The sequence below is a fragment of the Streptomyces sp. MBT65 genome (assembly GCF_016612545.1).
In the GTDB taxonomy this organism is placed as follows: domain Bacteria; phylum Actinomycetota; class Actinomycetes; order Streptomycetales; family Streptomycetaceae; genus Streptomyces.
Window position 1 is genome coordinate 1 of record NZ_JAENRY010000137.1, and the last position, 21197, is coordinate 21197.

21 protein-coding genes and 1 pseudogene are annotated in these 21197 nt (G+C 69.7%); 19 read left to right on the forward strand and 3 right to left on the reverse strand.

Going from position 1 to position 21197, the window contains the following annotated elements; translation table 11 throughout:
* The 4 genes from JHN63_RS28410 to nusB form a co-directional block, all read left to right on the forward strand.
* On the forward strand, positions 1-733 hold a 733-nt coding region (locus tag JHN63_RS28410; protein ID WP_234477844.1), incomplete at its 5' end, for an AAA family ATPase.
* A 153-nt stretch (positions 734-886) separates the two neighbouring features.
* Entirely contained in the window at positions 887-1993 is a 1107-nt protein-coding gene (locus tag JHN63_RS28415) for an aminopeptidase P family protein (protein ID WP_200685900.1), read from the forward strand.
* 60 nt (positions 1994-2053) lie between these two features.
* Complete coding sequence (gene efp / locus JHN63_RS28420) at positions 2054-2620, forward strand: elongation factor P (protein WP_043683951.1); 567 nt, start codon at positions 2054-2056, stop codon at positions 2618-2620.
* Positions 2621-2622: 2 nt separating this feature from the next.
* The gene (gene nusB / locus JHN63_RS28425; RefSeq protein WP_043683949.1) at positions 2623-3057 is read left to right on the forward strand and encodes a transcription antitermination factor NusB; all 435 of its coding nucleotides are present in this window, start codon (positions 2623-2625) and stop codon (positions 3055-3057) included.
* A gap of 304 nt (positions 3058-3361) precedes the next feature.
* Here nusB and bldD read toward each other — a convergent pair whose 3' ends face one another.
* A complete protein-coding gene (gene bldD, locus JHN63_RS28430) occupies positions 3362-3862 on the reverse strand; it encodes a transcriptional regulator BldD (RefSeq protein ID WP_019059743.1) in 501 nt (166 codons plus the stop codon).
* A gap of 252 nt (positions 3863-4114) precedes the next feature.
* Between bldD and pyrR the strand changes: the two genes are divergently transcribed.
* The 13 genes from pyrR (at position 4115) to metK (ending at position 18439) form a co-directional block, all read left to right on the forward strand.
* Positions 4115-4681, forward strand: coding sequence for a bifunctional pyr operon transcriptional regulator/uracil phosphoribosyltransferase PyrR (gene pyrR / locus JHN63_RS28435; RefSeq protein WP_200685902.1), 567 nt, complete (start codon positions 4115-4117; stop codon positions 4679-4681).
* Positions 4682-4767: 86 nt separating this feature from the next.
* Complete coding sequence (locus tag JHN63_RS28440) at positions 4768-5745, forward strand: aspartate carbamoyltransferase catalytic subunit (protein ID WP_200685905.1); 978 nt, start codon at positions 4768-4770, stop codon at positions 5743-5745.
* Positions 5746-5750: 5 nt separating this feature from the next.
* On the forward strand, positions 5751-7037 hold the full coding sequence (locus JHN63_RS28445; protein WP_200685907.1) for a dihydroorotase: 1287 nt from the start codon (positions 5751-5753) through the stop codon (positions 7035-7037).
* Positions 7034-7618, forward strand: coding sequence for a hypothetical protein (locus tag JHN63_RS28450; RefSeq protein ID WP_200685909.1), 585 nt, complete (start codon positions 7034-7036; stop codon positions 7616-7618). The genes JHN63_RS28445 and JHN63_RS28450 overlap by 4 nt, the downstream gene beginning before the upstream one ends.
* A complete protein-coding gene (carA, locus tag JHN63_RS28455) occupies positions 7615-8772 on the forward strand; it encodes a glutamine-hydrolyzing carbamoyl-phosphate synthase small subunit (protein ID WP_200685920.1) in 1158 nt (385 codons plus the stop codon). The genes JHN63_RS28450 and carA overlap by 4 nt, the downstream gene beginning before the upstream one ends.
* On the forward strand, positions 8765-12073 hold the full coding sequence (gene carB, locus JHN63_RS28460; RefSeq protein WP_200685930.1) for a carbamoyl-phosphate synthase large subunit: 3309 nt from the start codon (positions 8765-8767) through the stop codon (positions 12071-12073). Before carA ends, carB begins: the two co-directional genes overlap by 8 nt.
* A gap of 51 nt (positions 12074-12124) precedes the next feature.
* Positions 12125-13231, forward strand: coding sequence for a quinone-dependent dihydroorotate dehydrogenase (locus tag JHN63_RS28465; RefSeq protein ID WP_200685932.1), 1107 nt, complete (start codon positions 12125-12127; stop codon positions 13229-13231).
* Positions 13228-14073, forward strand: a complete 846-nt coding sequence (gene pyrF / locus JHN63_RS28470) for an orotidine-5'-phosphate decarboxylase (RefSeq protein WP_200685934.1) — start codon at positions 13228-13230, stop codon at positions 14071-14073. Before JHN63_RS28465 ends, pyrF begins: the two co-directional genes overlap by 4 nt.
* Before the next feature lie 289 nt (positions 14074-14362).
* On the forward strand, positions 14363-14686 hold the full coding sequence (locus JHN63_RS28475) for an integration host factor (RefSeq protein ID WP_019059734.1): 324 nt from the start codon (positions 14363-14365) through the stop codon (positions 14684-14686).
* A gap of 59 nt (positions 14687-14745) precedes the next feature.
* On the forward strand, positions 14746-15339 hold the full coding sequence (gene gmk, locus JHN63_RS28480) for a guanylate kinase (protein WP_200685936.1): 594 nt from the start codon (positions 14746-14748) through the stop codon (positions 15337-15339).
* Positions 15340-15379: 40 nt separating this feature from the next.
* Entirely contained in the window at positions 15380-15652 is a 273-nt protein-coding gene (gene rpoZ, locus JHN63_RS28485; RefSeq protein WP_019059732.1) for a DNA-directed RNA polymerase subunit omega, read from the forward strand.
* Between the two features lie 137 nt (positions 15653-15789).
* Entirely contained in the window at positions 15790-16992 is a 1203-nt protein-coding gene (gene coaBC / locus JHN63_RS28490; protein WP_200685938.1) for a bifunctional phosphopantothenoylcysteine decarboxylase/phosphopantothenate--cysteine ligase CoaBC, read from the forward strand.
* 238 nt (positions 16993-17230) lie between these two features.
* Positions 17231-18439 (forward strand): methionine adenosyltransferase, encoded by a 1209-nt coding sequence (metK, locus tag JHN63_RS28495; RefSeq protein ID WP_200685940.1) that lies wholly within the window; start codon positions 17231-17233, stop codon positions 18437-18439.
* A 124-nt stretch (positions 18440-18563) separates the two neighbouring features.
* Here metK and JHN63_RS28500 read toward each other — a convergent pair whose 3' ends face one another.
* Positions 18564-19325 carry an ABC transporter permease gene (locus tag JHN63_RS28500; RefSeq protein WP_200685942.1) on the reverse strand — a complete coding sequence of 254 codons (762 nt, stop codon included), beginning with the start codon at positions 19323-19325 and terminating at the stop codon, positions 18564-18566.
* On the reverse strand, positions 19315-20229 hold the full coding sequence (locus tag JHN63_RS28505) for an ABC transporter ATP-binding protein (RefSeq protein WP_200685943.1): 915 nt from the start codon (positions 20227-20229) through the stop codon (positions 19315-19317). The genes JHN63_RS28500 and JHN63_RS28505 overlap by 11 nt, the downstream gene beginning before the upstream one ends.
* Before the next feature lie 68 nt (positions 20230-20297).
* Between JHN63_RS28505 and JHN63_RS28510 the strand changes: the two genes are divergently transcribed.
* Both JHN63_RS28510 and JHN63_RS28515 read left to right on the forward strand, forming a co-directional pair.
* Positions 20298-20840, forward strand: a complete 543-nt coding sequence (locus JHN63_RS28510; RefSeq protein WP_307782006.1) for a TetR/AcrR family transcriptional regulator C-terminal domain-containing protein — start codon at positions 20298-20300, stop codon at positions 20838-20840.
* Between the two features lie 49 nt (positions 20841-20889).
* Positions 20890-21197 (forward strand): annotated as a pseudogene (locus tag JHN63_RS28515) (primosome assembly protein PriA); the annotation flags it as partial.

Genomic DNA, 21197 nt, shown 5'->3' on the forward strand with positions numbered 1-21197 from the left:
CCCGGCACCCGTGCCACCCCCGCCACCGGCCCCGGGCTTCGCGCCCACCTCGCCGCCGGTGCCGCACACGCTCCCGCGCCACGCGCCGGACACCACCGGCCACGTCCAGCTCCCGCCGGGCGGTCCCGTGCCCATGCCCAGCGCCCCGCCCGCCACGGCGTCCCCCGACCCGACCTCCACGACACTCGCGGTGCTGCTCATCGGCCCCGCAGGCGCCGGCAAGACGAGCGTCGCGAAGTACTGGGCCGACCACCGCCGGGTTCCCACGGCCCACATCAGCCTCGACGACGTCCGCGAATGGGTCCGCTCCGGCTTCGCCGACCCCCAGTCCGGCTGGAACGACCACTCCGAGGCCCAGTACCGCCTGGCCCGCCGCACCTGCGGTTTCGCCGCCCGCAACTTCCTCGCCAACGGCATCTCCTGCATCCTCGACGACGCGGTCTTCCCCGATCGCCCGGTCGTCGGCCTAGGTGGCTGGAAACGCCACGTGGGCCCCGGCCTCCTCCCGGTCGTCCTCCTCCCGGGCCTGGAGATAGTCCTGGAACGCAACGCCGAACGCTCCGGCAACCGCCGCCTCACCGACGAGGAGGTCGCCCGCATCCACGGCCGCATGGCCGGCTGGTACGGCTCGGGCCTCCCGATCATCGACAACTCCCAGATGGACGTCCAGCAGACGGCCCAGGTGCTGAACGACGTCCTGGCGAGGTCGATAGCAAGCCCGCCGAGCTGGTGATCACGGGCGAGTCGTCCCACCCAAGAGGCTCGGGGCTGTGACATGTGCGGCTCCGCCGCGTGGGCGCGACCAGCCCCCACGCATCCGCACCCTGTCCCCCGAACGGCACCCTCCCAGCCAGCACAATCCGGCCACCGCTCCTACGCTCGTCTCATGTCAGAGGTCTACGCAGCCCGCCGAGCACGGCTCAGAGACCGAGCCCAGGCCGGCGGCAGCCAATCCACGCTGGTCACCAACCCAGCCAACGTGCACTACTTGGCCGGTCCGGCCCCGCAGGGCACCGTCCTGCTGCTGGGCAAGCGCGAAGACCTCCTGGTCTGCACCGGCCCATGGGAAGAGCGCCCGCCGGCAGGCCGCCCCGACGAGACCCTCCGCGTCCACGCACTCTCCACCCCGGGCGGCGACCCCGCCGTAGCCGCCGCGGACCTGGCGTCGGCGACCGGCGCCGAATCCATGGCCGTAGAAGAACACCACCTGACCGTGACCAGGCACCGAGCCCTCCGCTCGGTCGCGCCGACGCTGCGCCTCACCGATATCGGCGGCGCGGTCGAGCAGCTGAGGGTCGTCAAGGACGAGGCGGAGATCTCCTGTCTGAGAATCGGCGCCGAGATCGCCGACCAGGCCCTCGGAGAGCTGCTGGAGTCGATCCTCGTCGGCCGCACCGAACGCCATCTCGCCCTCGAACTGGAGCGACGGCTCGTCGACCACGGCGCGGACGGGCCGGCCTTCGCCACCTCCGTCGCCACCGGCCCGCACTCGGGCAGACGCGGCCACCGGCCGACCGATCGCCGGGTCGAGGAAGGAGATTTCCTTTCTGTCTGCCTCGGCGCCACCTATCGCGGATACCGCTGCGAGATCGGCCGTACGTTCGTCATCGGCACCTCGCCCGCGGACTGGCAGATCGAGCTGTACGACCTCGTCTTCGCCGCCCAGCGCGCCGCACGGGAGTCTCTGGCCCCCGGCGCCGCCTATCGGGACGTGGACCGCGCGGCCCGCCAGGTGCTGGACTCCGCGGGGTATTCGGAGGGCCTCGCGGCCCTCACCGGGCACGGTGTCGGGCTCGAAATCGACGAGGAGCCGCAGTTGGCCCCCGCGGCCATGGGTAAACTGGACGCTTGCGTGCCGGTCACCGTCGAACCGGGGGTTCACCTCCCGGGCCGGGGCGGTGTCCGGATCGATGACACGCTCGTCGTGCGCCCTGAGGCGGACGGCGGACCCGAGCTACTCACCATCACGACCAAGGAGCTGCTCGCGCTCTAGCTTTTCGAGCTGTGCGCGTGCCCCGGGGTCGTCCACGTCAGTCCAGGAGATTCCGCAACCGTGGCTTCCACGAACGACCTCAAGAACGGCCTGGTGCTCAAGCTCGACGGGGGCCAGCTCTGGTCCGTCGTCGAGTTCCAGCACGTCAAGCCCGGCAAGGGCCCTGCCTTCGTGCGCACCAAGCTCAAGAACGTGCTCTCCGGCAAGGTCGTCGACAAGACGTTCAACGCCGGCGTCAAGGTCGAGACGGCCACTGTCGACAAGCGCGACATGCAGTTCTCGTACATGGACGGCGAGTACTTCGTCTTCATGGACATGGAGACCTACGACCAGCTCATGGTCGACCGCAAGGCCGTCGGCGACGCCGCCAACTTCCTGATCGAGGGCTTCACCGCCACGGTCGCCCAGCACGAGGGCGAGGTGCTCTTCGTCGAGCTGCCGGCCGCCGTCGAGCTGACCATCCAGGAGACCGAGCCCGGCGTCCAGGGCGACCGCTCCACCGGTGGCACCAAGCCCGCCACCCTGGAGACCGGCTACCAGATCCAGGTTCCGCTCTTCATCACCACCGGTGAGAAGATCAAGGTTGACACCCGCTCGAGCGACTACCTCGGCCGGGTGAACAGCTAACCGTGGCTGCCCGCAATACGGCCCGCAAGCGCGCCTTCCAGATCCTCTTCGAGGGCGACCAGCGCGGAGTCGGCGTCACCACGGTCCTCGCGGACTGGATCCGGCTCTCCCGGGACGACACCCGGCAGCCGCCGGTCAGCGAGTACACGATGGAGCTGGTCGAGGGGTACGCGCAGCACGCGCGCCGCATCGACGAGCTCATCGCGCAGTACTCGGTCGGCTGGACGCTCGACCGCATGCCCGTGGTGGACCGCAACATCCTGCGCCTCGGCGCCTACGAGCTGATCTGGGCCGACGAGACCCCGGACGCGGTCGTCCTCGACGAGATGGTGCAGCTGGCCAAGGAGTTCTCGACGGACGAGTCGCCCTCGTTCGTCAACGGCCTGCTGGGCCGTTTCAAGGACCTGAAGCCCTCGCTGCGCCGGGACGAGGCGTAAGCAGTACGGGCGGAAGCAGTACGACAGTACGGGCGGAAGCAGTACGAGCAGCACGCGTGTAAGCAGTACGAGCCGCACGAGAGTCGGTCCGGAGCAGGACGAGAGTCCGTCCGGAAAACGCCGGAGGGCCCGCAGCACGACCGCTGCGGGCCCTCCGGCGTTCCCGTACGCATCTTCGGGCGTTCCCGTACGCATGAGGCCCCTGAGGCCCGCAGAAAGCCGCCGGGGTGGCCGGAACGGTGAAGTTCCGGCCACCCCGGCGGCACGTTTCTGCTCAGGCGTGGAGCGGCTCGGGCTGAGCTGCTCAGTTCTCCTCGTGGGAGACCGCGCGACGCGCGTCCGCGTCCAGCACGCCCCAGCTGATCAGTTGCTCGGTGAGGACCGAGGGGGACTGGTCGTAGATGACGGCGAGTGTGCGCAGGTCGTCCTGGCGGATCGACAGCACCTTGCCGTTGTAGTCGCCGCGCTGGGACTGGATCGTCGCCGCGTAGCGCTGCAGCGGGCCGGCCTTCTCGGCGGGCACGTGGGCCAGCCGCTCCAGGTCGAGGACCAGCTTCGGCGGCGGCTCGGCGGCCCCGCCCGGCGTGGTGCCCGGCAGCAGCTCCTGCACCGGAACCCCGTAGAAGTCCGCCAGCTCGGCGAGGCGCTGCACGGTCACGGCACGGTCGCCGCGCTCGTACGACCCGACCACGACCGCCTTCCAGCGTCCCTGTGACTTCTCCTCGACACCGTGGAGGGAAAGGCCCTGCTGGGTGCGGATGGCCCGGAGCTTGGCCCCGAGCTGTTTGGCGTATTCGCTGGACATATAGCTCCCGGACACTGTGTCGACGCGGTTGCAGTGTTTCCGCCCCGCGCGGCTGGTAACTCACTGTGAGGTTACGCAGCGTTACGCTCCCGCGTCAAGCCGAATGGTCCGCACCGGCTCTTCCGTGGTAGCGGTGTCCGATTACTCCATAGGGGTGATCAGGGGTGTCGCCCCGGCCTGCTAACGTGGATGGCGCAAATCCGACGTCCTTTAAGGTCCGTCCCGTGAGGCGGAGAAGGAGGTCCGTTTCTTATGGACACCCAGCAGCAGTACGACTCCGATGCCCGGCCCGTTCTCGAGGCCCCCGACATCGCGCGGGTCCTGACCCGCATCGCCCACGAGATCGTCGAGCGCGCCAAGGGCGCCGACGACGTGGTGCTCCTCGGCATCCCGACCCGGGGCGTCTTCCTCGCCCAGCGGCTCGCCGTCAAGCTCGAGGAGATCACCGACCGCAAGATCCCGGTCGGCTCCCTCGACATCACGATGTACCGCGACGACCTGCGCATGCACCCGCCGCGCGCGCTGGCCCGCACCGATATCCCCGGTGACGGCATCGACGGCCGTCTGGTCGTCCTCGTCGACGACGTGCTCTTCTCCGGCCGCACCATCCGCGCCGCCCTGGACGCCCTGAACGACATCGGGCGCCCCCGCGCGGTGCAGCTCGCGGTCCTGGTCGACAGAGGCCACCGCGAACTGCCCATCCGCGCCGACTACGTCGGCAAGAACCTCCCCACGTCGCTGCGGGAGACGGTCAAGGTCCAGCTCGCCGAGGAGGACGGTCGCGACACCGTGCTGCTCGGCGCCAAGCAGACCCCGTAGCGGACGGAAGGGCGTACGCCGGTTCGGCGTGCCCCCGTCTGCCCGGAATCTCCCTCTTTCGCGAACTGCCTTACGGAGCCTGACAGATGCAGCGTCATCTCATCTCGGCCGCCGACCTCTCCCGCGACGACGCCGTCCTGATCCTCGACACCGCCGAGGAGATGGCCCGGGTCGCCGACCGGCCGATCAAGAAACTGCCGACCCTGCGCGGCCGTACCGTGGTCAACCTCTTCTTCGAGGACTCCACGCGCACGCGTATCTCCTTCGAGGCCGCTGAGAAGCGCCTCTCCGCCGACGTCATCAACTTCACCGCCAAGGGGTCGAGCGTCTCCAAGGGCGAGTCCCTGAAGGACACCGCCCAGACCCTGGAGGCCATGGGCGTCGACGCGGTCGTCATCCGGCACGGTGCCTCCGGAGCGCCGTACCGGCTCGCCACCTCCGGGTGGATCGACGCGGCCGTCATCAACGCCGGCGACGGCACCCACCAGCACCCGACGCAGGCCCTGTTGGACGCGTTCACCATGCGCCGCCGACTGGTCGGCCGGGACGCCGGGCTCGGGCAGGACCTGGCCGGCAAGCGGATCACGCTCGTCGGCGACATCCTGCACAGCCGTGTCGCCCGCTCGAACGTCGACCTGCTGCACACCCTCGGCGCCGAGGTCACCCTGGTCGCCCCGCCCACCCTGGTGCCGGTCGGCGTCGAGGCCTGGCCCTGCGAGGTCTCCTACGACCTCGACAGCACGCTCTCCAAGTCCGACGCGGTGATGCTCCTGCGCGTCCAGCGCGAGCGCATGAACGCCGCGTTCTTCCCGACCGAGCGCGAGTACTCGCGGCGCTACGGCCTCGACGGCGACCGCATGGCGAAGATGCCCGAGCACGCGATCGTGATGCACCCGGGGCCGATGGTCCGGGGCATGGAGATCACCGCCGAGGTCGCCGACTCGGACCGCTGCACCGTAGTCGAGCAGGTCGCAAACGGAGTGTCCATCCGGATGGCCGTGCTCTACCTGCTTCTGGGCGGCAACGAACCCGCCGTCAGCCACGCCCGCATCGAGGAGAAGTAAGTCACATGAGCAAGATCCTGATCCGTGGTGCGAAGATCCTCGGCGGCGAGCCGCAGGACGTGCTGATCGACGGTTCGCAGATCGCGGCCGTGGGCGTCGGCCTGAGCGCCGAAGGTGCTGAGGTTGTCGAGGCGGATGGGAAGGTCCTCCTCCCCGGTCTCGTCGACCTGCACACCCACCTCCGCGAGCCCGGCCGTGAGGACTCCGAGACCGTCCTCACCGGTACCCGCGCTGCCGCCAGCGGCGGCTACACGGCCGTGTTCGCCATGGCCAACACCTTCCCCGTCGCCGACACCGCCGGTGTCGTCGAGCAGGTCTACCGGCTCGGCCAGGAGCACGGGTACTGCGATGTGCAGCCCATCGGTGCCGTCACGGTCGGTCTGGAGGGCAAGAAGCTCGCCGAACTGGGCGCCATGCACGAGTCGGCTGCCGGGGTCACCGTCTTCTCCGACGACGGCAAGTGCGTCGACGACGCGGTGATCATGCGCCGCGCGCTGGAGTACGTGAAGGCCTTCGGGGGAGTCGTCGCCCAGCACGCGCAGGAGCCGCGGCTCACCGAGGGCGCCCAGATGAACGAGGGCGTCGTCTCCGCCGAACTCGGGCTCGGGGGCTGGCCGGCGGTGGCCGAAGAATCGATCATCGCCCGGGATGTCCTGCTCGCCGAGCACGTCGGTTCCCGCGTCCACATCTGCCACCTGTCGACCGCGGGTTCCGTCGAGATCGTCCGCTGGGCCAAGTCCCGGGGCATCGACGTGACCGCCGAGGTCACCCCGCACCACCTCCTCCTCACGGATGAGCTGGTGCGCTCCTACAACCCGGTCTTCAAGGTCAATCCGCCGCTGCGCACCGAGCGGGACGTGCTGGCCCTGCGCGAGGCGCTCGCGGACGGCACGATCGACATCGTCGCCACCGACCACGCCCCGCACCCGCACGAGGACAAGGACTGCGAGTGGGCCGCCGCCGCCATGGGGATGGTCGGCCTGGAGACCGCGTTGTCAGTGGTGCAGGAGACCATGGTGGACACCGGGCTCCTCACCTGGGCCGGGGTCGCCGAGCGCATGTCCGCCAAGCCCGCCGAGATCGGGCGGGCGGTGGGGCACGGCCGTCCCGTCTCGGCTGGTGAGCCCGCCAACCTCACGCTCGTCGACACGGAATACCGTGGGTCGGTGGACCCCGCGGGCTTCGCTTCGCGCAGTCGCAACACCCCGTACGAGGGGCGTGAGCTGCCGGGCCGTGTGACGCACACCTGGCTCCGGGGCAAGGCCACGCTCGTCGACGGGAAGCTCACGTGACACCACTGCAACTGACCCACCTCGCGGCCGGGGAGAAGTCCGCCCCGGTGACCGACTGGGCGGCCCGTATCGGCTGGCTCGTCGGCCTCGCGCTGTTCATCGCGCTCGTCTACTGGCTGATGCGCGAGGGCTGGAAGTGGCGCGGCACCCTTCAGGGAGACCTGCCCGAGCTGCCCGCCGCGCCGGAAGAGCCCGGCGAGGTGAAACTGACGATGAGCGGTCGCTACCACGGCTCCACCACCGCCGGGCAGTGGCTCGACCGCATCGTGGCGCACGGCCTGGGCACCCGCAGCAGGGTCGAGCTGACCCTGACGGAGGCCGGCCTGGATGTCGTACGACCGGGAGCCACCGACTTCTTCATCCCGGCCGGGGCGCTGCGCGAGGCCCTGCTCGGCAAGGGCATCGCCGGGAAGGTCCTCAGCGAGGGCGGCCTCCTGGTCGTGACGTGGGCACACGGCGACCGGCTGATCGACTCCGGGTTCCGGTCCGACACCGCGGCCGAGCACACCGAGTGGGTCGACACCCTGAACAGCATGATCAACAAGAGTCTCGAGACGACCGACACGGAAGGCGCACGATGACCACCTCCACCAGGGGAGCCGCCAAGGTTCCCGCCGTACTCGTCCTGGAGGACGGCCGGATCTTCCGCGGCCGTGCCTACGGGTCCGTGGGGGTGACCTTCGGCGAGGCCGTGTTCTCCACCGGCATGACCGGCTACCAGGAGACCCTGACCGACCCGTCGTACCACCGCCAGGTCGTCGTGATGACCGCCCCGCACGTCGGCAACACCGGCGTCAACGACGAGGACCCCGAGTCGGCCCGCATCTGGGTCGCCGGTTACGTCGTGCGCGACCCCGCGCGCGTGCCGTCCAACTGGCGCTCCCGCCGCTCCCTCGACGAGGAACTGCGCAACCAGGGTGTCGTCGGGATCTCCGGCGTCGACACGCGCGCGTTGACCCGTCATCTGCGCGAGCGCGGCGCGATGCGCGTCGGCATCTTCTCGGGCGCCACGCTGCCCGACGAGGACGCCATGCTCGCCCAGGTGCGCGAGGCCCCCGAGATGGCGGGCGCGGACCTGTCGGCGGAGGTCGCCACCAAGGAGACTTACGTCGTCCCCGCGATCGGCGAGAAGAAGTACACCGTCGCCGCCGTCGACCTCGGCATCAAGGGCATGACCCCGCACCGCATGGCCGAGCGCGGCATCGAGGTGCACGTGCTCCCGGCCACCGCGACCGTCGAGGACGTGTACGCCGTACGGCCCGACGGGGTCTTCTTCTCGAACGGACCCGGCGACCCCGCCACCGCCGACCACCCCGTCGCCGTCATGCAGGCCGTCCTGGAGCGCGGCACCCCGCTCTTCGGGATCTGCTTCGGCAACCAGATCCTGGGCCGCGCGCTCGGCTTCGGCACGTACAAGCTGAAGTACGGCCACCGGGGCATCAACCAGCCCGTGCAGGACCGTACGACCGGCAAGGTCGAGGTCACCGCGCACAACCACGGCTTCGCCGTCGACGCGCCCCTCGACAAGGTCTCCGAGACCCCCTACGGCCGCGCCGAGGTCTCCCACGTCTGTCTGAACGACCAGGTCGTCGAGGGGCTGCGGCTGCTCGACCGGCCGGCGTTCAGCGTCCAGTACCACCCCGAGGCGGCCGCAGGCCCGCACGACGCCGCCTACCTGTTCGACCGCTTCACGTCTTTGATGGACACAGTTCTCATGGAGGGCCAGCGTGCCTAAGCGCTCCGATATCCAGTCCGTCCTGGTCATCGGCTCCGGCCCGATCGTCATCGGCCAGGCCGCCGAGTTCGACTACTCCGGCACCCAGGCCTGCCGCATCCTGCGCGCCGAGGGCCTCCGCGTCATCTTGGTCAACTCCAACCCGGCGACGATCATGACCGACCCGGAGATCGCCGACGCCACCTACGTCGAGCCGATCACCCCGGACTTCGTCGAGAAGATCATCGCCAAGGAGCGCCCGGACGCCCTGCTGCCCACCCTGGGCGGCCAGACGGCGCTCAACACCGCGATCTCGCTGCACGAGGCCGGGACCCTGGAGAAGTACGGCGTCGAGCTGATCGGCGCCAACGTGGAGGCCATCAACAAGGGCGAGGACCGCAACCTCTTCAAAGAAGTCGTCGAGGCCGTACGCCAGAAGATCGGGCACGGCGAGTCCGCCCGCTCGGTCATCTGCCACTCCATGGATGACGTGATCGCGGGCGTCGAGACGCTCGGCGGCTACCCGGTCGTCGTCCGTCCCTCCTTCACCATGGGCGGCGCGGGCTCCGGCTTCGCGCACGACGAGGAGGAGCTGCGCCGTATCGCGGGCACGGGGCTGACCCTGTCTCCCACCACCGAGGTCCTCCTGGAGGAGTCCATCCTCGGCTGGAAGGAGTACGAGCTGGAGCTGATGCGCGACAAGAACGACAACGTCGTGGTCGTCTGCTCCATCGAGAACTTCGACCCCATGGGCGTGCACACCGGCGACTCGATCACCGTCGCCCCGGCGATGACGCTGACCGACCGCGAGTACCAGAACCTGCGGGACGTCGGCATCGCGATCATCCGCGAGGTCGGCGTCGACACCGGCGGCTGCAACATCCAGTTCGCGATCGACCCGGTCGACGGCCGCGTCATCGTCATCGAGATGAACCCGCGCGTGTCCCGCTCCTCGGCCCTCGCCTCCAAGGCGACCGGCTTCCCGATCGCCAAGATCGCCGCGAAGCTGGCCGTCGGCTACACCCTCGACGAGATCCCGAACGACATCACGCGCGAGACCCCGGCCTCCTTCGAGCCGACCCTCGACTACGTCGTCGTGAAGGCCCCGCGTTTCGCCTTCGAGAAGTTCCCGAGCGCCGACTCCACCCTCACCACCACCATGAAGTCGGTCGGCGAGGCCATGGCCATCGGCCGCAACTTCACGGAGGCCTTCCAGAAGGCACTGCGCTCCCTGGAGAAGAAGGGCAGCCAGTTCACCTTCGTCGGCGAGCCCGGCGACAGGACCCAGCTCCTCGAAGAGGCCGTACGGCCCACCGACGGCCGGATCAACACCGTCATGCAGGCGATCCGCGCGGGCGCCACCCAGGAGGAGGTCTTCGAGTACACGAAGATCGACCCCTGGTTCGTCGACCAGCTCTTCCTCATCAAGGAGACCGCCGACGAGCTGGCCGCCGCCGACAAGCTGGACCCGGAGCTGCTCGCCGAGGCCAAGCGGCACGGCTTCTCCGACCAGCAGATCGGCGAGATCCGCGGACTGCGCGAGGACGTCGTCCGTGAGGTCCGGCACGCGCTGGGCATCCGCCCGGTCTACAAGACGGTCGACACCTGCGCCGCGGAGTTCGCCGCGAAGACGCCGTACTTCTACTCGTCCTACGACGAGGAGAACGAGGTCGCCCCGCGCGAGAAGCCCGCAGTCATCATCCTGGGGTCGGGCCCCAACCGCATCGGCCAGGGCATCGAGTTCGACTACTCCTGCGTCCACGCCTCCTTCGCGCTGAGCGACGCGGGCTACGAGACCGTGATGGTCAACTGCAACCCCGAGACCGTCTCCACGGACTACGACACCTCCGACCGCCTGTACTTCGAGCCGCTCACGCTCGAGGACGTGCTGGAGATCGTCCACGCGGAGCAGCAGGCGGGCCCGGTCGCGGGCGTGATCGTCCAGCTCGGCGGCCAGACCCCGCTCGGCCTCGCGCAGGCACTCAAGGACAACGGCGTCCCGATCGTCGGCACCCCGCCCGAGGCGATCCACGCCGCCGAGGACCGCGGCGCCTTCGGCCAGGTCCTCGCGGAGGCCGGCCTCCCGGCCCCCAAGCACGGCACGGCGACCACCTTCGTGGGCGCCAAGGCGATCGCCGACGAGATCGGCTACCCGGTCCTCGTCCGCCCCTCGTACGTCCTCGGCGGACGCGGCATGGAGATCGTCTACGACGAGACCCGCCTGGAGTCGTACATCGCCGAGTCCACGGAGATCAGCCCGTCCCGGCCGGTCCTGGTCGACCGCTTCCTGGACGACGCGATCGAGATCGACGTGGACGCGCTCTACGACGGCCAGGAGCTGTACCTCGGCGGTGTCATGGAGCACATCGAGGAGGCCGGCATCCACTCCGGCGACTCGGCCTGCGCCCTGCCGCCGATCACCCTGGGCGGCTTCGACATCAAGCGCCTGCGGACGTCGACTGAGGCCATCGCCAAGGGAGTCGGGGTCCGCGGACTGATCAACATCCAGTTCGCGATGGCCGGCGACATCCTCTACGTCCTGGAGGCCAACCCGCGCGCGTCCCGCACGGTCCCCTTCACCTCGAAGGCGACCGCGGTACCGCTCGCGAAGGCCGCCGCCCGCATCTCGCTGGGCGCGACCGTCGCCGAACTGCGCGCCGAGGGGCTGCTCCCGGCCCACGGCGACGGCGGCGAACTCCCGCTGGACGCGCCCATCTCCGTCAAGGAGGCCGTCATGCCGTGGTCGCGCTTCCGCGACATCCACGGCCGTGGCGTCGACACGGTCCTCGGCCCGGAGATGCGCTCCACCGGCGAGGTCATGGGCATCGACTCCGTCTTCGGTACGGCGTACGCCAAGTCCCAGGCGGGCGCGTACGGCCCGCTGCCCACCAAGGGCCGCGCGTTCATCTCGGTCGCCAACCGCGACAAGCGCTCGATGATCTTCCCGGCTCGCGAACTGGTCGCCCACGGCTTCGAGTTGCTCGCCACCTCCGGCACCGCCGAGGTCCTCAAGCGCAACGGCCTCAACGCGACGGTCGTCCGCAAGCAGTCCGAGGGTGTCGGCCCGAACGGCGAGAAGACCATCGTCCAGCTCATCCACGACGGCGAGGTCGACCTCATCGTCAACACCCCGTACGGCACCGGAGGCCGCCTCGACGGCTACGAGATCCGTACGGCGGCGGTGGCCCGGTCGGTCCCGTGCCTGACGACGGTCCAGGCGCTCGCCGCCGCCGTCCAGGGCATCGACGCCCTCAACCACGGTGACGTGGGCGTGCGTTCACTCCAGGAACACGCACAACACCTGACCGCGGCCCGCGACTAGCGCTGAAGAGGGGGACACCGGAAACGGTGTCCCCCTCTTCATGAGGACACCATGTACAAGATCTTCTTCAACCTCGTCTTCAAACGGATGGACCCGGAGCAGGCCCACCACCTCGCCTTCCGCTGGATCCGGCTGGCCGTCCGCATCCCCGTACTGCGCACGTTCGTTGCCGCCGCCCTAGCACCCCGGTTCGAGGAGCTGCGGACCGAGGCGTTCGGGCTGCGCATGCACGGTCCGTTCGGGCTCGCGGCCGGCTTCGACAAGAACGCGGTCGCCATCGACGGCATGTCGATGCTCGGCTTCGACCACGTCGAGATCGGCACGGTCACCGGGGAGCCGCAGCCCGGCAACCCCAAGAAGCGGCTGTTCCGCCTCGTGCCGGACCGCGCGCTGATCAACCGCATGGGCTTCAACAACGAGGGCTCCGCGGCCGTGGCGGCCCGACTGGCGGCTCGTGAGGCGGTCTTCCGGACCGTCGTGGGCGTCAACATCGGCAAGACCAAGCTCGTACCCGAGGAGGAGGCCGTCGGCGACTACGTGAAGTCGACCGAGCGACTCGCCCGGCACGCCGACTATCTCGTCGTCAACGTCTCGTCGCCCAACACGCCCGGGCTGCGCAACCTCCAGGCGACGGAGGCACTGCGCCCACTGCTCACCGCGGTTCGCGAAGCCGCCGATCGCGCGGTGACCGACCGCCGCGTCCCGCTCCTGGTCAAGATCGCCCCGGACCTCGCGGACGAGGACGTGGACGCGGTCGCCGACCTCGCTGTGGAACTCGGCCTGGACGGGATCATCGCCACGAACACGACCATCGCGCGCGAGGGCCTCGGTTTGAAATCCGAACCTTCAGTGGTCAAGGAGATCGGCGGACTCTCCGGAGCACCGTTGAAGGCTCGCTCCCTGGAGGTACTGCGCCGCCTCTACGCGCGCGTGGGCGACCGCATCACCCTCGTGGGCGTCGGCGGCGTCGAGAACGCGGAGGACGCCTGGCAGCGCATCCTCGCCGGTGCCACCCTCGTGCAGGGCTACAGCGCCTTCATCTACGAAGGGCCCTTCTGGGGCCGAGCCATCCACAAAGGCCTCGCTGCGCGCCTGCGCACGAGCCCGTACGCCACCCTGGCCGACGCGGTCGGCGCCGACGTAAGGAAGCCGGTATGAGCCCTCTCGAACCCTTCGGCGCACGGCTGAGGCGAGCCATGGACGAGCGCGGCCCGCTCTGCGTCGGCATCGACCCGCACGCCTCGCTGCTCACCGAGTGGGGCCTGAACGACGACATCGCCGGCCTGGAGCGGTTCAGCCGCACGGTCGTCGAGGCGCTGGCGGACCGGGTCGCCGTCCTCAAGCCGCAGAGCGCCTTCTTCGAGCGCTTCGGCTCGCGCGGGATCGCCGTCCTGGAGAAGTCCGTCGAGGAGGCGCGCGCGGCCGGCGCGCTGGTCGTGATGGACGCCAAGCGCGGCGACATCGGCTCGACCATGGCCGCGTACGCCGAGTCCTTCCTCCGGAAGGACTCGCCGCTGTTCTCCGACGCGCTGACCGTCTCCCCGTATCTCGGCTACGGCTCGCTCGCCCCGGCGATCGAACTGGCGCGGGAGAGCGGCACCGGCCTCTTCGTGCTCGCGCTGACCTCCAACCCGGAGGGCGGCGAGGTACAGCACGCGGTCCGCGCGGACGGCCGGAACATCGGAGCGACCATGCTGGCCCACCTGGCCGCCGAGAACGAGGGGGAGGAGCCGCTGGGCTCCTTCGGGGCCGTCGTCGGCGCCACGCTGGGCGACCTGTCGTCGTACGACCTCGCCATCGACGGTCCGATCCTCGCGCCCGGCATCGGGGCGCAGGGGGCCACTCCGGCCGATCTTCCGGGGGTCTTCGGAGCGGTGCTGCGCAATGTCGTCCCGAACGTGAGCCGGGGTGTTCTACGTCACGGTCCCGACGCGGGAGCGCTTCGAGCGGCCTCGGATCGCTTCGCGGAGGAGATCCGCGTCGCCTTTGCGACCGTCTGAGGTGTTCGAACGGGTCGATCGAGTCCTCCGATGAGTGGCTCGACGACCCGCTCCGGAGCGACTTGAGTCTGAATACATCCTCAAATCCGGGGCGTTATGTCGGAAATGTCCGGCCTGGTGCAGGCTGACCAGGACTTTTCCTCAGTTCTCGCTGACTCTGGCGTCCCTGGCCGCTAGTCTCCGAGCAGAGTCAACGGGCAAGCGTGTTGCTCGTAGCTCCCCAGGTGTGGGGCGACTAGGTTCCTCACCGGTCCGTATCCGACAGTTCGACATCCGAGGTGACGTAGGCGTGGCTCTTCCGCCCCTTACCCCTGAACAGCGCGCAGCCGCGCTCGAAAAGGCCGCCGCGGCTCGCCGGGAGCGGGCCGAGGTCAAGAATCGACTCAAGCACTCCGGCGCCTCCCTGCATGACGTGATCAAGCAGGGCCAGGAGAACGACGTCATCGGCAAGATGAAGGTCTCCGCCCTGCTCGAGTCCCTGCCCGGCGTGGGCAAGGTCCGCGCCAAGCAGATCATGGAGCGACTCGGTATCTCCGAGAGCCGCCGTGTCCGTGGCCTTGGTTCCAACCAGATCGCCTCCCTGGAGCGTGAGTTCGGCAGCACTGGTTCCTGAGTCCGGGTACTCCGGACCAGGAGTCCCGGGCACACCGGGATTGCTGGAATAATCGCTGCATGGCTGCAACATTCCGGGGGACGACCCCCGAGCCCCCGGACGTACGTCCGCGGCTGACCGTGCTCTCCGGCCCCTCTGGGGTCGGCAAGAGCACGGTCGTCGCCCATATGCGCAAGGCACACCCCGAGGTGTGGCTCTCGGTGTCGGCGACGACCCGTAGGCCCCGCCCCGGCGAGAAGCACGGCGTCCACTACTTCTTCGTCTCCGACGAGGAGATGGACAAGCTGATCGCCAACGGCGAGCTGCTGGAGTGGGCCGAATTCGCCGGCAATCGCTACGGCACACCGCGTGACGCCGTACTCGAGCACCTGGAGTCCGGCGTACCGGTGCTGCTGGAGATCGACCTCCAGGGCGCCCGGCAGGTCCGCGAGTCCATGTCCGAGGCCCACTCGGTGTTCCTGGCTCCCCCCTCCTGGGAGGAGCTGGTGCGCAGGCTCACCGGACGGGGCACCGAGCCGCCCGAGGTGATCGAGCGCCGCCTGGACGCGGCCAAGGTCGAGCTGGCGGCGGAACCCGAGTTCGACGCGACCCTGGTCAACACCTCCGTCGAGGACGTAGCGCGCGAGCTGCTAGCCTTGATGGAAGTTGTGTGATCGTTTTTCCGATCTCATCCCATCTTTCGGAAGGCAGAGCGTGTCCTCTTCCATCACCGCTCCCGAGGGCATCATCAACCCTCCGATCGACGAGCTCCTCGAGGCCACCGACTCGAAGTACAGCCTCGTGATCTACGCCGCCAAGCGCGCCCGCCAGATCAACGCGTACTACTCCCAGCTCGGCGAGGGCCTGCTGGAGTACGTCGGTCCGCTCGTCGACACGCACGTGCACGAGAAGCCGCTCTCCATCGCCCTGCGCGAGATCAACGCGGGTCTGCTGACGTCCGAGGCCGTCGAGGGCCCCGCGACCTGAGCGACAGAGCTTTATCCACAGAGCTTTATCCACAGGCCCGGCAGCGACTGTCGGGCCTGTGGTGTGTCATGGAGTCGTACGGGATCGCACGACGGATCGCACGGTCGCACGCACGTTTCCGAGTTCGGGGAGAGACGGTGGACAAGCCCAAGGTCGTTCTGGGGGTCAGCGGTGGCATCGCCGCGTACAAGGCGTGCGAACTGCTGCGCAGACTGACGGAGTCGGGCCATGACGTCCGTGTCGTCCCCACCGCGGCCGCCCTGCACTTCGTCGGCGCGGCCACCTGGTCCGCGCTCTCCGGGCACCCCGTCTCGACCGAGGTGTGGGACGACGTCCACGAGGTCCCGCACGTGCGTATCGGTCAAGGCGCCGACCTCGTCGTCGTGGCCCCCGCCACGACGGACATGCTGGCGAAGGCGGCCCACGGCCTGGCCGACGACCTGCTCACCAACACCCTCCTCACCGCCCGCTGTCCGGTCGTCTTCGCGCCCGCCATGCACACGGAGATGTGGGAACACCCGGCCACCCAGGAGAACGTGGCGACACTGCGCCGCCGAGGCGCCGTGGTGATCGAACCGGCCGTCGGCCGGCTGACCGGCGTCGACACCGGCAAGGGCCGGCTGCCCGACCCCGCCGAGATCTTCGAGGTCTGCCGCCGGGTGCTCGCGCGGGGCGTCACCGGGCCCGACCTCAAGGGCCGGCACGTCGTCGTCAGCGCCGGCGGCACCCGCGAGCCGCTCGACCCGGTCCGCTTCCTCGGCAACCGCTCCTCCGGCAAGCAGGGCTACGCCCTCGCGCGCACCGCCGCCGCCCGGGGCGCCCGGGTCACGCTGATCGCCGCGAACACCGGGCTGCCGGACCCGGCGGGCGTCGACGTCGTCCCGGTCGGGACCGCCGTACAGCTGCGGGAGGCGGTGCTGAAGGCCGCAGCGGACGCGGACGCGGTCGTCATGGCGGCGGCGGTCGCGGACTTCCGCCCGGCCGAGTACGCGGCCGGGAAGATCAAGAAGAAGGACGACAAGGAGCCCGACCCCATCGTCCTGGTGCGGAATCCGGACATCCTCGCGGAGATCTCCGCCGACCGGTCCCGGCCCGGACAGGTGGTCGTCGGGTTCGCCGCCGAGACGGACGACGTCCTCGCCAACGGCCGTACCAAACTGGCGCGCAAGGGGTGCGATCTGCTGGTGGTGAACGAGGTGGGGGAGCGCAAGACCTTCGGTTCCGAGGAGAACGAGGCGGTGGTGCTGGGTGCCGACGGCAGCGAGACCGCCGTCCCCCACGGCCCGAAGGAAGCCCTGGCCGAGATCGTGTGGGATCTGGTCGCACACCGTCTCTCCTGATTTGTTTCAGCCATCTGTCAGTTCGCTGAAACCTGACATTCGTGCGTGGCGGCTCTGGCCAACGGCACTCGGCATTCGGCAAAATGCGCGTGCCGCAGGTCACAGGGTTTCCCGAGAGGCGAGACAGGGGGACCGTCTGCCGACCGCGACCGATAAACTGTTCTCGGACGACGTCGGGCGCAGCTCCCGTCCGTCCGCCAATGATCAGCCAGCAGCCGCTGCAACCTCAGGGAGCGTTGTGTCCCGTCGCCTGTTCACCTCGGAGTCCGTGACCGAAGGTCACCCCGACAAGATCGCTGACCAGATCAGCGACACCATTCTCGACGCGCTTCTGCGGGAGGACCCGACCTCCCGGGTCGCCGTGGAGACGCTGATCACGACCGGCCTGGTGCACGTGGCCGGCGAGGTCACCACCAAGACCTACGCGCCCATCGCGCAGCTCGTCCGCGACAAGATCCTGGAGATCGGCTACGACTCCTCGAAGAAGGGCTTCGACGGCGCTTCCTGCGGGGTGTCGGTGTCGATCGGCGCGCAGTCCCCGGACATCGCGCAGGGTGTCGACACGGCGTACGAGAACCGTGTGGAGGGCGACGACGACGAGCTCGACAAGCAGGGTGCGGGCGACCAGGGCCTGATGTTCGGCTACGCGACCGACGAGACGCCCACGCTGATGCCGCTGCCGATCTTCCTCGCGCACCGTCTCGCCAAGCGCCTCTCGGAGGTCCGCAAGAACGGGACCATCCCCTACCTGCGCCCGGACGGCAAGACCCAGGTCACCATCGAGTACGACGGCGACAAGGCCGTCCGCCTCGACACGGTCGTGGTCTCCTCGCAGCACGCCTCCGACATCGACCTGGAGTCGCTGCTCGCCCCCGACATCCGTGAGTTCGTGGTCGAGGCGGAGCTGAAGGCGCTGGTCGAGGACGGCATCAAGCTCGACACCGACGGCTACCGGCTGCTGGTGAACCCGACGGGCCGGTTCGAGATCGGCGGTCCGATGGGCGATGCGGGTCTGACCGGCCGGAAGATCATCATCGACACGTACGGCGGGATGGCCCGTCACGGCGGCGGCGCGTTCTCGGGCAAGGACCCCTCCAAGGTGGACCGTTCGGCGGCGTACGCGATGCGCTGGGTCGCCAAGAACGTGGTGGCGGCGGGTCTTGCTTCCCGCTGTGAGGTGCAGGTGGCGTACGCGATCGGGAAGGCCGAGCCGGTGGGCCTCTTCGTCGAGACCTTCGGCACGGCGAAGGTGGACACGGACCGGATCGAGAAGGCGATCGACGAGGTCTTCGACCTGCGTCCGGCCGCGATCATCCGTGACCTGGACCTGCTGCGGCCGATCTACGCGCAGACCGCGGCGTACGGCCACTTCGGCCGTGAGATCCCCGACTTCACGTGGGAGCGCACCGACCGCGTGGACGCACTGCGCAAGGCCGCGGGCCTGTAGTCGGGCAGCCAGTTCGCGATTGCCGTTGCGAGGCCCGGTTTCCCTTGGGGGGAGCCGGGCCTCGGCGTTTTGTCAGGGCGGGGTTCATCGTCCGAAGCCGCCGTCGTTCGCCGGGTCCGCCGGATCAGCGGCGGATGCCGCGTGCCGACACGAGGAGTGCTGCTGTCGTGATGGTGGTGATGACCGCCGCGGAGTGGGCGTAGGCCTGTGTGTTGCCGGTGACGGCTGCCTGGAAGCCGTGCAGGGCCCAGTAGCCCGGTGTCGCGGGTGCCACCGTGGAGACCCAGTGGGGGAGGACGGTGAGGGGGACCAGGCAGCCGCTGAGGCAGGTGATCGTGAGGGCGCCGATGTCGGAGGCGGCGGCCAACTGGCCCTGGCTGCGGGCGTGTACGCCGAGGGCGAGGCCGCAGGAGGTGACGCACAGCGCCCAGAGGAGGGCCAGCAGGGGGAGGCGCCAGGTGCCGGCGGTGAGGGGGAAACCGAAGGCCGCGGTCGCGAAGAGGAACAGCATCGACTGTTGGGTCAGGAACAGTGCGATCAGCGGGAGGGACTTGCCGGCCAGGATCGCGGAGGGCGCCGCCGGGCCGGAGCGGAGGCGGTCCCAGGTGTGCCAGGTGCGTTCGGAGAGCAGGAGTTGTCCGGCCACGTCCAGGGCGAGCAGGGTGAACATCACCGCGATGCCCGGGGCGGCCTGCACGATGCCGGGTGTTCCGGGGGTGGCCAGACGGTCGTAGACCGGGTGGAGCACGGTCAACAGGACCAGGGCCATGACGGTGTAGGCGAGCGGGGTGCCCGGGTCCCGGACGAGCAGGACGAGGGTGTGGCGGGTCATCACCCAGGTGTGGCGGGCGGGGGCGGCCCCTGTCGGTGCCGGTTCAGGCTGCATCGTGGGTCTCCGTGGAGAGTCGGCGGTCGGCCAGGCTGCGGTAGAGGTCGTCCAGCGACGGTTCGCGGATCGCCGCCGAGCGGACGCGTGCGGTGTCGGGGCCCAGGTCGCGGAGGAGCCGGGCCAGTGCCTGGGCCGGGTCCTTGGTGCTGAGACGCAGTTCCCCGGGGGCAGTTGAGGTTCGGGCAAGGTGTTCCGGTACGGCGCCGGTGAACGTCACGGTGACCTCGCCCGGCAGGCCGTCGAGGAGGTCGGCGCGGTGTCCGCGGGCGATCACCCGGCCGGACGCGGCCACGGCGAGCGTGGCGTCCAGGTGCTCCAACTCCGGTAGGTAGTGGGTGGTGTAGCAGATGGCGGCGCCCTCGTCGGCGCGGGTCCTGACGAGTCGTAGCAGCGCTTCGCGGGTGGTGGGGTCGGCGCCCACGGTGGGTTCGTCGAGCAGCAGCACGCGGGGGCGGGGGAGGAGGACCGTGGCCGCCTGGGCGCGGCGCTGTTGGCCGCCGGAGAGTGTCGCGATCGGGCGGTCGAGTACGTCGGTGAGGAGCAACTCATCGGCTACGGAGGCCAGTTCGGAACGCAGTCGGGTGCCGTGGAGGCCGGCCAGGCCGCCGAAGAGGCGGAGGTTCTGGCGCAGGGTGGCGGTCGGGTAGAGGGCCGACTCCTGGGGTGCCAGGCCGATCAGGCTCCGTGCGGAGCGAGGGGCGGTGGCGAGGTCCACGCCCGCCACGAGGACCGAGCCCGCGTCGGGCCGCTCCAGACCGGCGACCGTGCGGGCGAACGTGGTCTTGCCCGCGCCGTTGTGGCCGATCAGACCGCAGATCTCACCGGGCTCGATGTGCAGGTCGAAGCCGTCGAGAGCCTGGACGGGGCCCCATCGTTTGTACAGGCCGCTGACGGTCAGCATGGCCGCTCCCTCGATATATACAACGTATACGTATACTCTGTATACGTAGCTTCGAGGGAGGATGTCAAGTGACGCCACGGCGCATCAGTCGTGATCAAGTGCTGGACGTGACATGGGAGTTGGCGACCCGGAAGGGGCTGTCGGCGGTCACCATGCGGGCCGTCGCGCAAGAGCTCGACGTGAACCCGATGACGCTCTACCGGCACGTCGGCGACAAGCAGGGACTCCTCGACGGCCTCGTGGAGCGGCTGTTGCTGGAGATCGACGTGCCCGGTCCCGGACTCGACTGGCGTGAGCAACTGCGCCTGCTCGCCCGCAACATGAGGGCCACCGCCCGGCGCCACCCCGACCTGTTCCTGCTGCTCTTTCAGCGCCCGGCGGTCACACCCGAGGCCGTGGGGCCGCGGAATGCGGTCTACGGCGCTCTGCGCGCCGCCGGTCTCCCGGAGGAGGGGATTCCGCGGGCCGAGCGGCTGCTGTCCACGTTCATGCTCGGGTTCGCCGCCTCGGAGGCCGGGGGCCGGTTCCGGGACAGCGACCCGGACGAGGACATGGCCTTCGCTGAGGACCTCGTCGTCCAGGTCCTCGCCGAGGCCCGGAAGATCACGTGAGTGCGGCGGCCGGCGGCCGTTGTCAGTCGCGTTTGGTAAGAATGCAAGGGTGAGCAGCGCGGACGGGGAACGGGACGGCGGGGCGGCGGGTGCGCCGCCCGAGCAGCTTGCGCTGATTCGGGAGAGTGTGCGGCAGGCCAAGGGGCCCAAGGCGAAGCCGCGGACGTGGCGGGGGGCCGCGCTGGCCGGGGAGTTGCCCGTCGCACGGGTGCTCGTCGACAAAGGGGTGCTGCATCTCGACCGGTACTTCGACTACGCCGTGCCCGCCGAGCTCGACGCCGACGCACAGCCCGGGGTGCGGGTGCGAGTCAGGTTCGGGGCCGGGCGGCATCGGGTGCGGGACGGGCGGCGCGAGGG

Coding starts and splice junctions, on each gene's coding strand:
- JHN63_RS28415 (WP_200685900.1), top strand. CDS start 887: ATGTCAGAGGTCTACGCAGCCCGCCGAGCACGGCTCAGAGACCGAGCC.
- JHN63_RS28465 (WP_200685932.1), top strand. CDS start 12,125: ATGTACAAGATCTTCTTCAACCTCGTCTTCAAACGGATGGACCCGGAG.
- JHN63_RS28445 (WP_200685907.1), top strand. CDS start 5,751: ATGAGCAAGATCCTGATCCGTGGTGCGAAGATCCTCGGCGGCGAGCCG.
- JHN63_RS28440 (WP_200685905.1), top strand. CDS start 4,768: ATGCAGCGTCATCTCATCTCGGCCGCCGACCTCTCCCGCGACGACGCC.
- bldD (WP_019059743.1), bottom strand. CDS start 3,862: ATGTCCAGCGAATACGCCAAACAGCTCGGGGCCAAGCTCCGGGCCATC.
- carA (WP_200685920.1), top strand. CDS start 7,615: ATGACCACCTCCACCAGGGGAGCCGCCAAGGTTCCCGCCGTACTCGTC.
- JHN63_RS28500 (WP_200685942.1), bottom strand. CDS start 19,325: ATGCAGCCTGAACCGGCACCGACAGGGGCCGCCCCCGCCCGCCACACC.
- pyrR (WP_200685902.1), top strand. CDS start 4,115: ATGGACACCCAGCAGCAGTACGACTCCGATGCCCGGCCCGTTCTCGAG.
- JHN63_RS28505 (WP_200685943.1), bottom strand. CDS start 20,229: ATGCTGACCGTCAGCGGCCTGTACAAACGATGGGGCCCCGTCCAGGCT.
- pyrF (WP_200685934.1), top strand. CDS start 13,228: ATGAGCCCTCTCGAACCCTTCGGCGCACGGCTGAGGCGAGCCATGGAC.
- gmk (WP_200685936.1), top strand. CDS start 14,746: ATGGCTGCAACATTCCGGGGGACGACCCCCGAGCCCCCGGACGTACGT.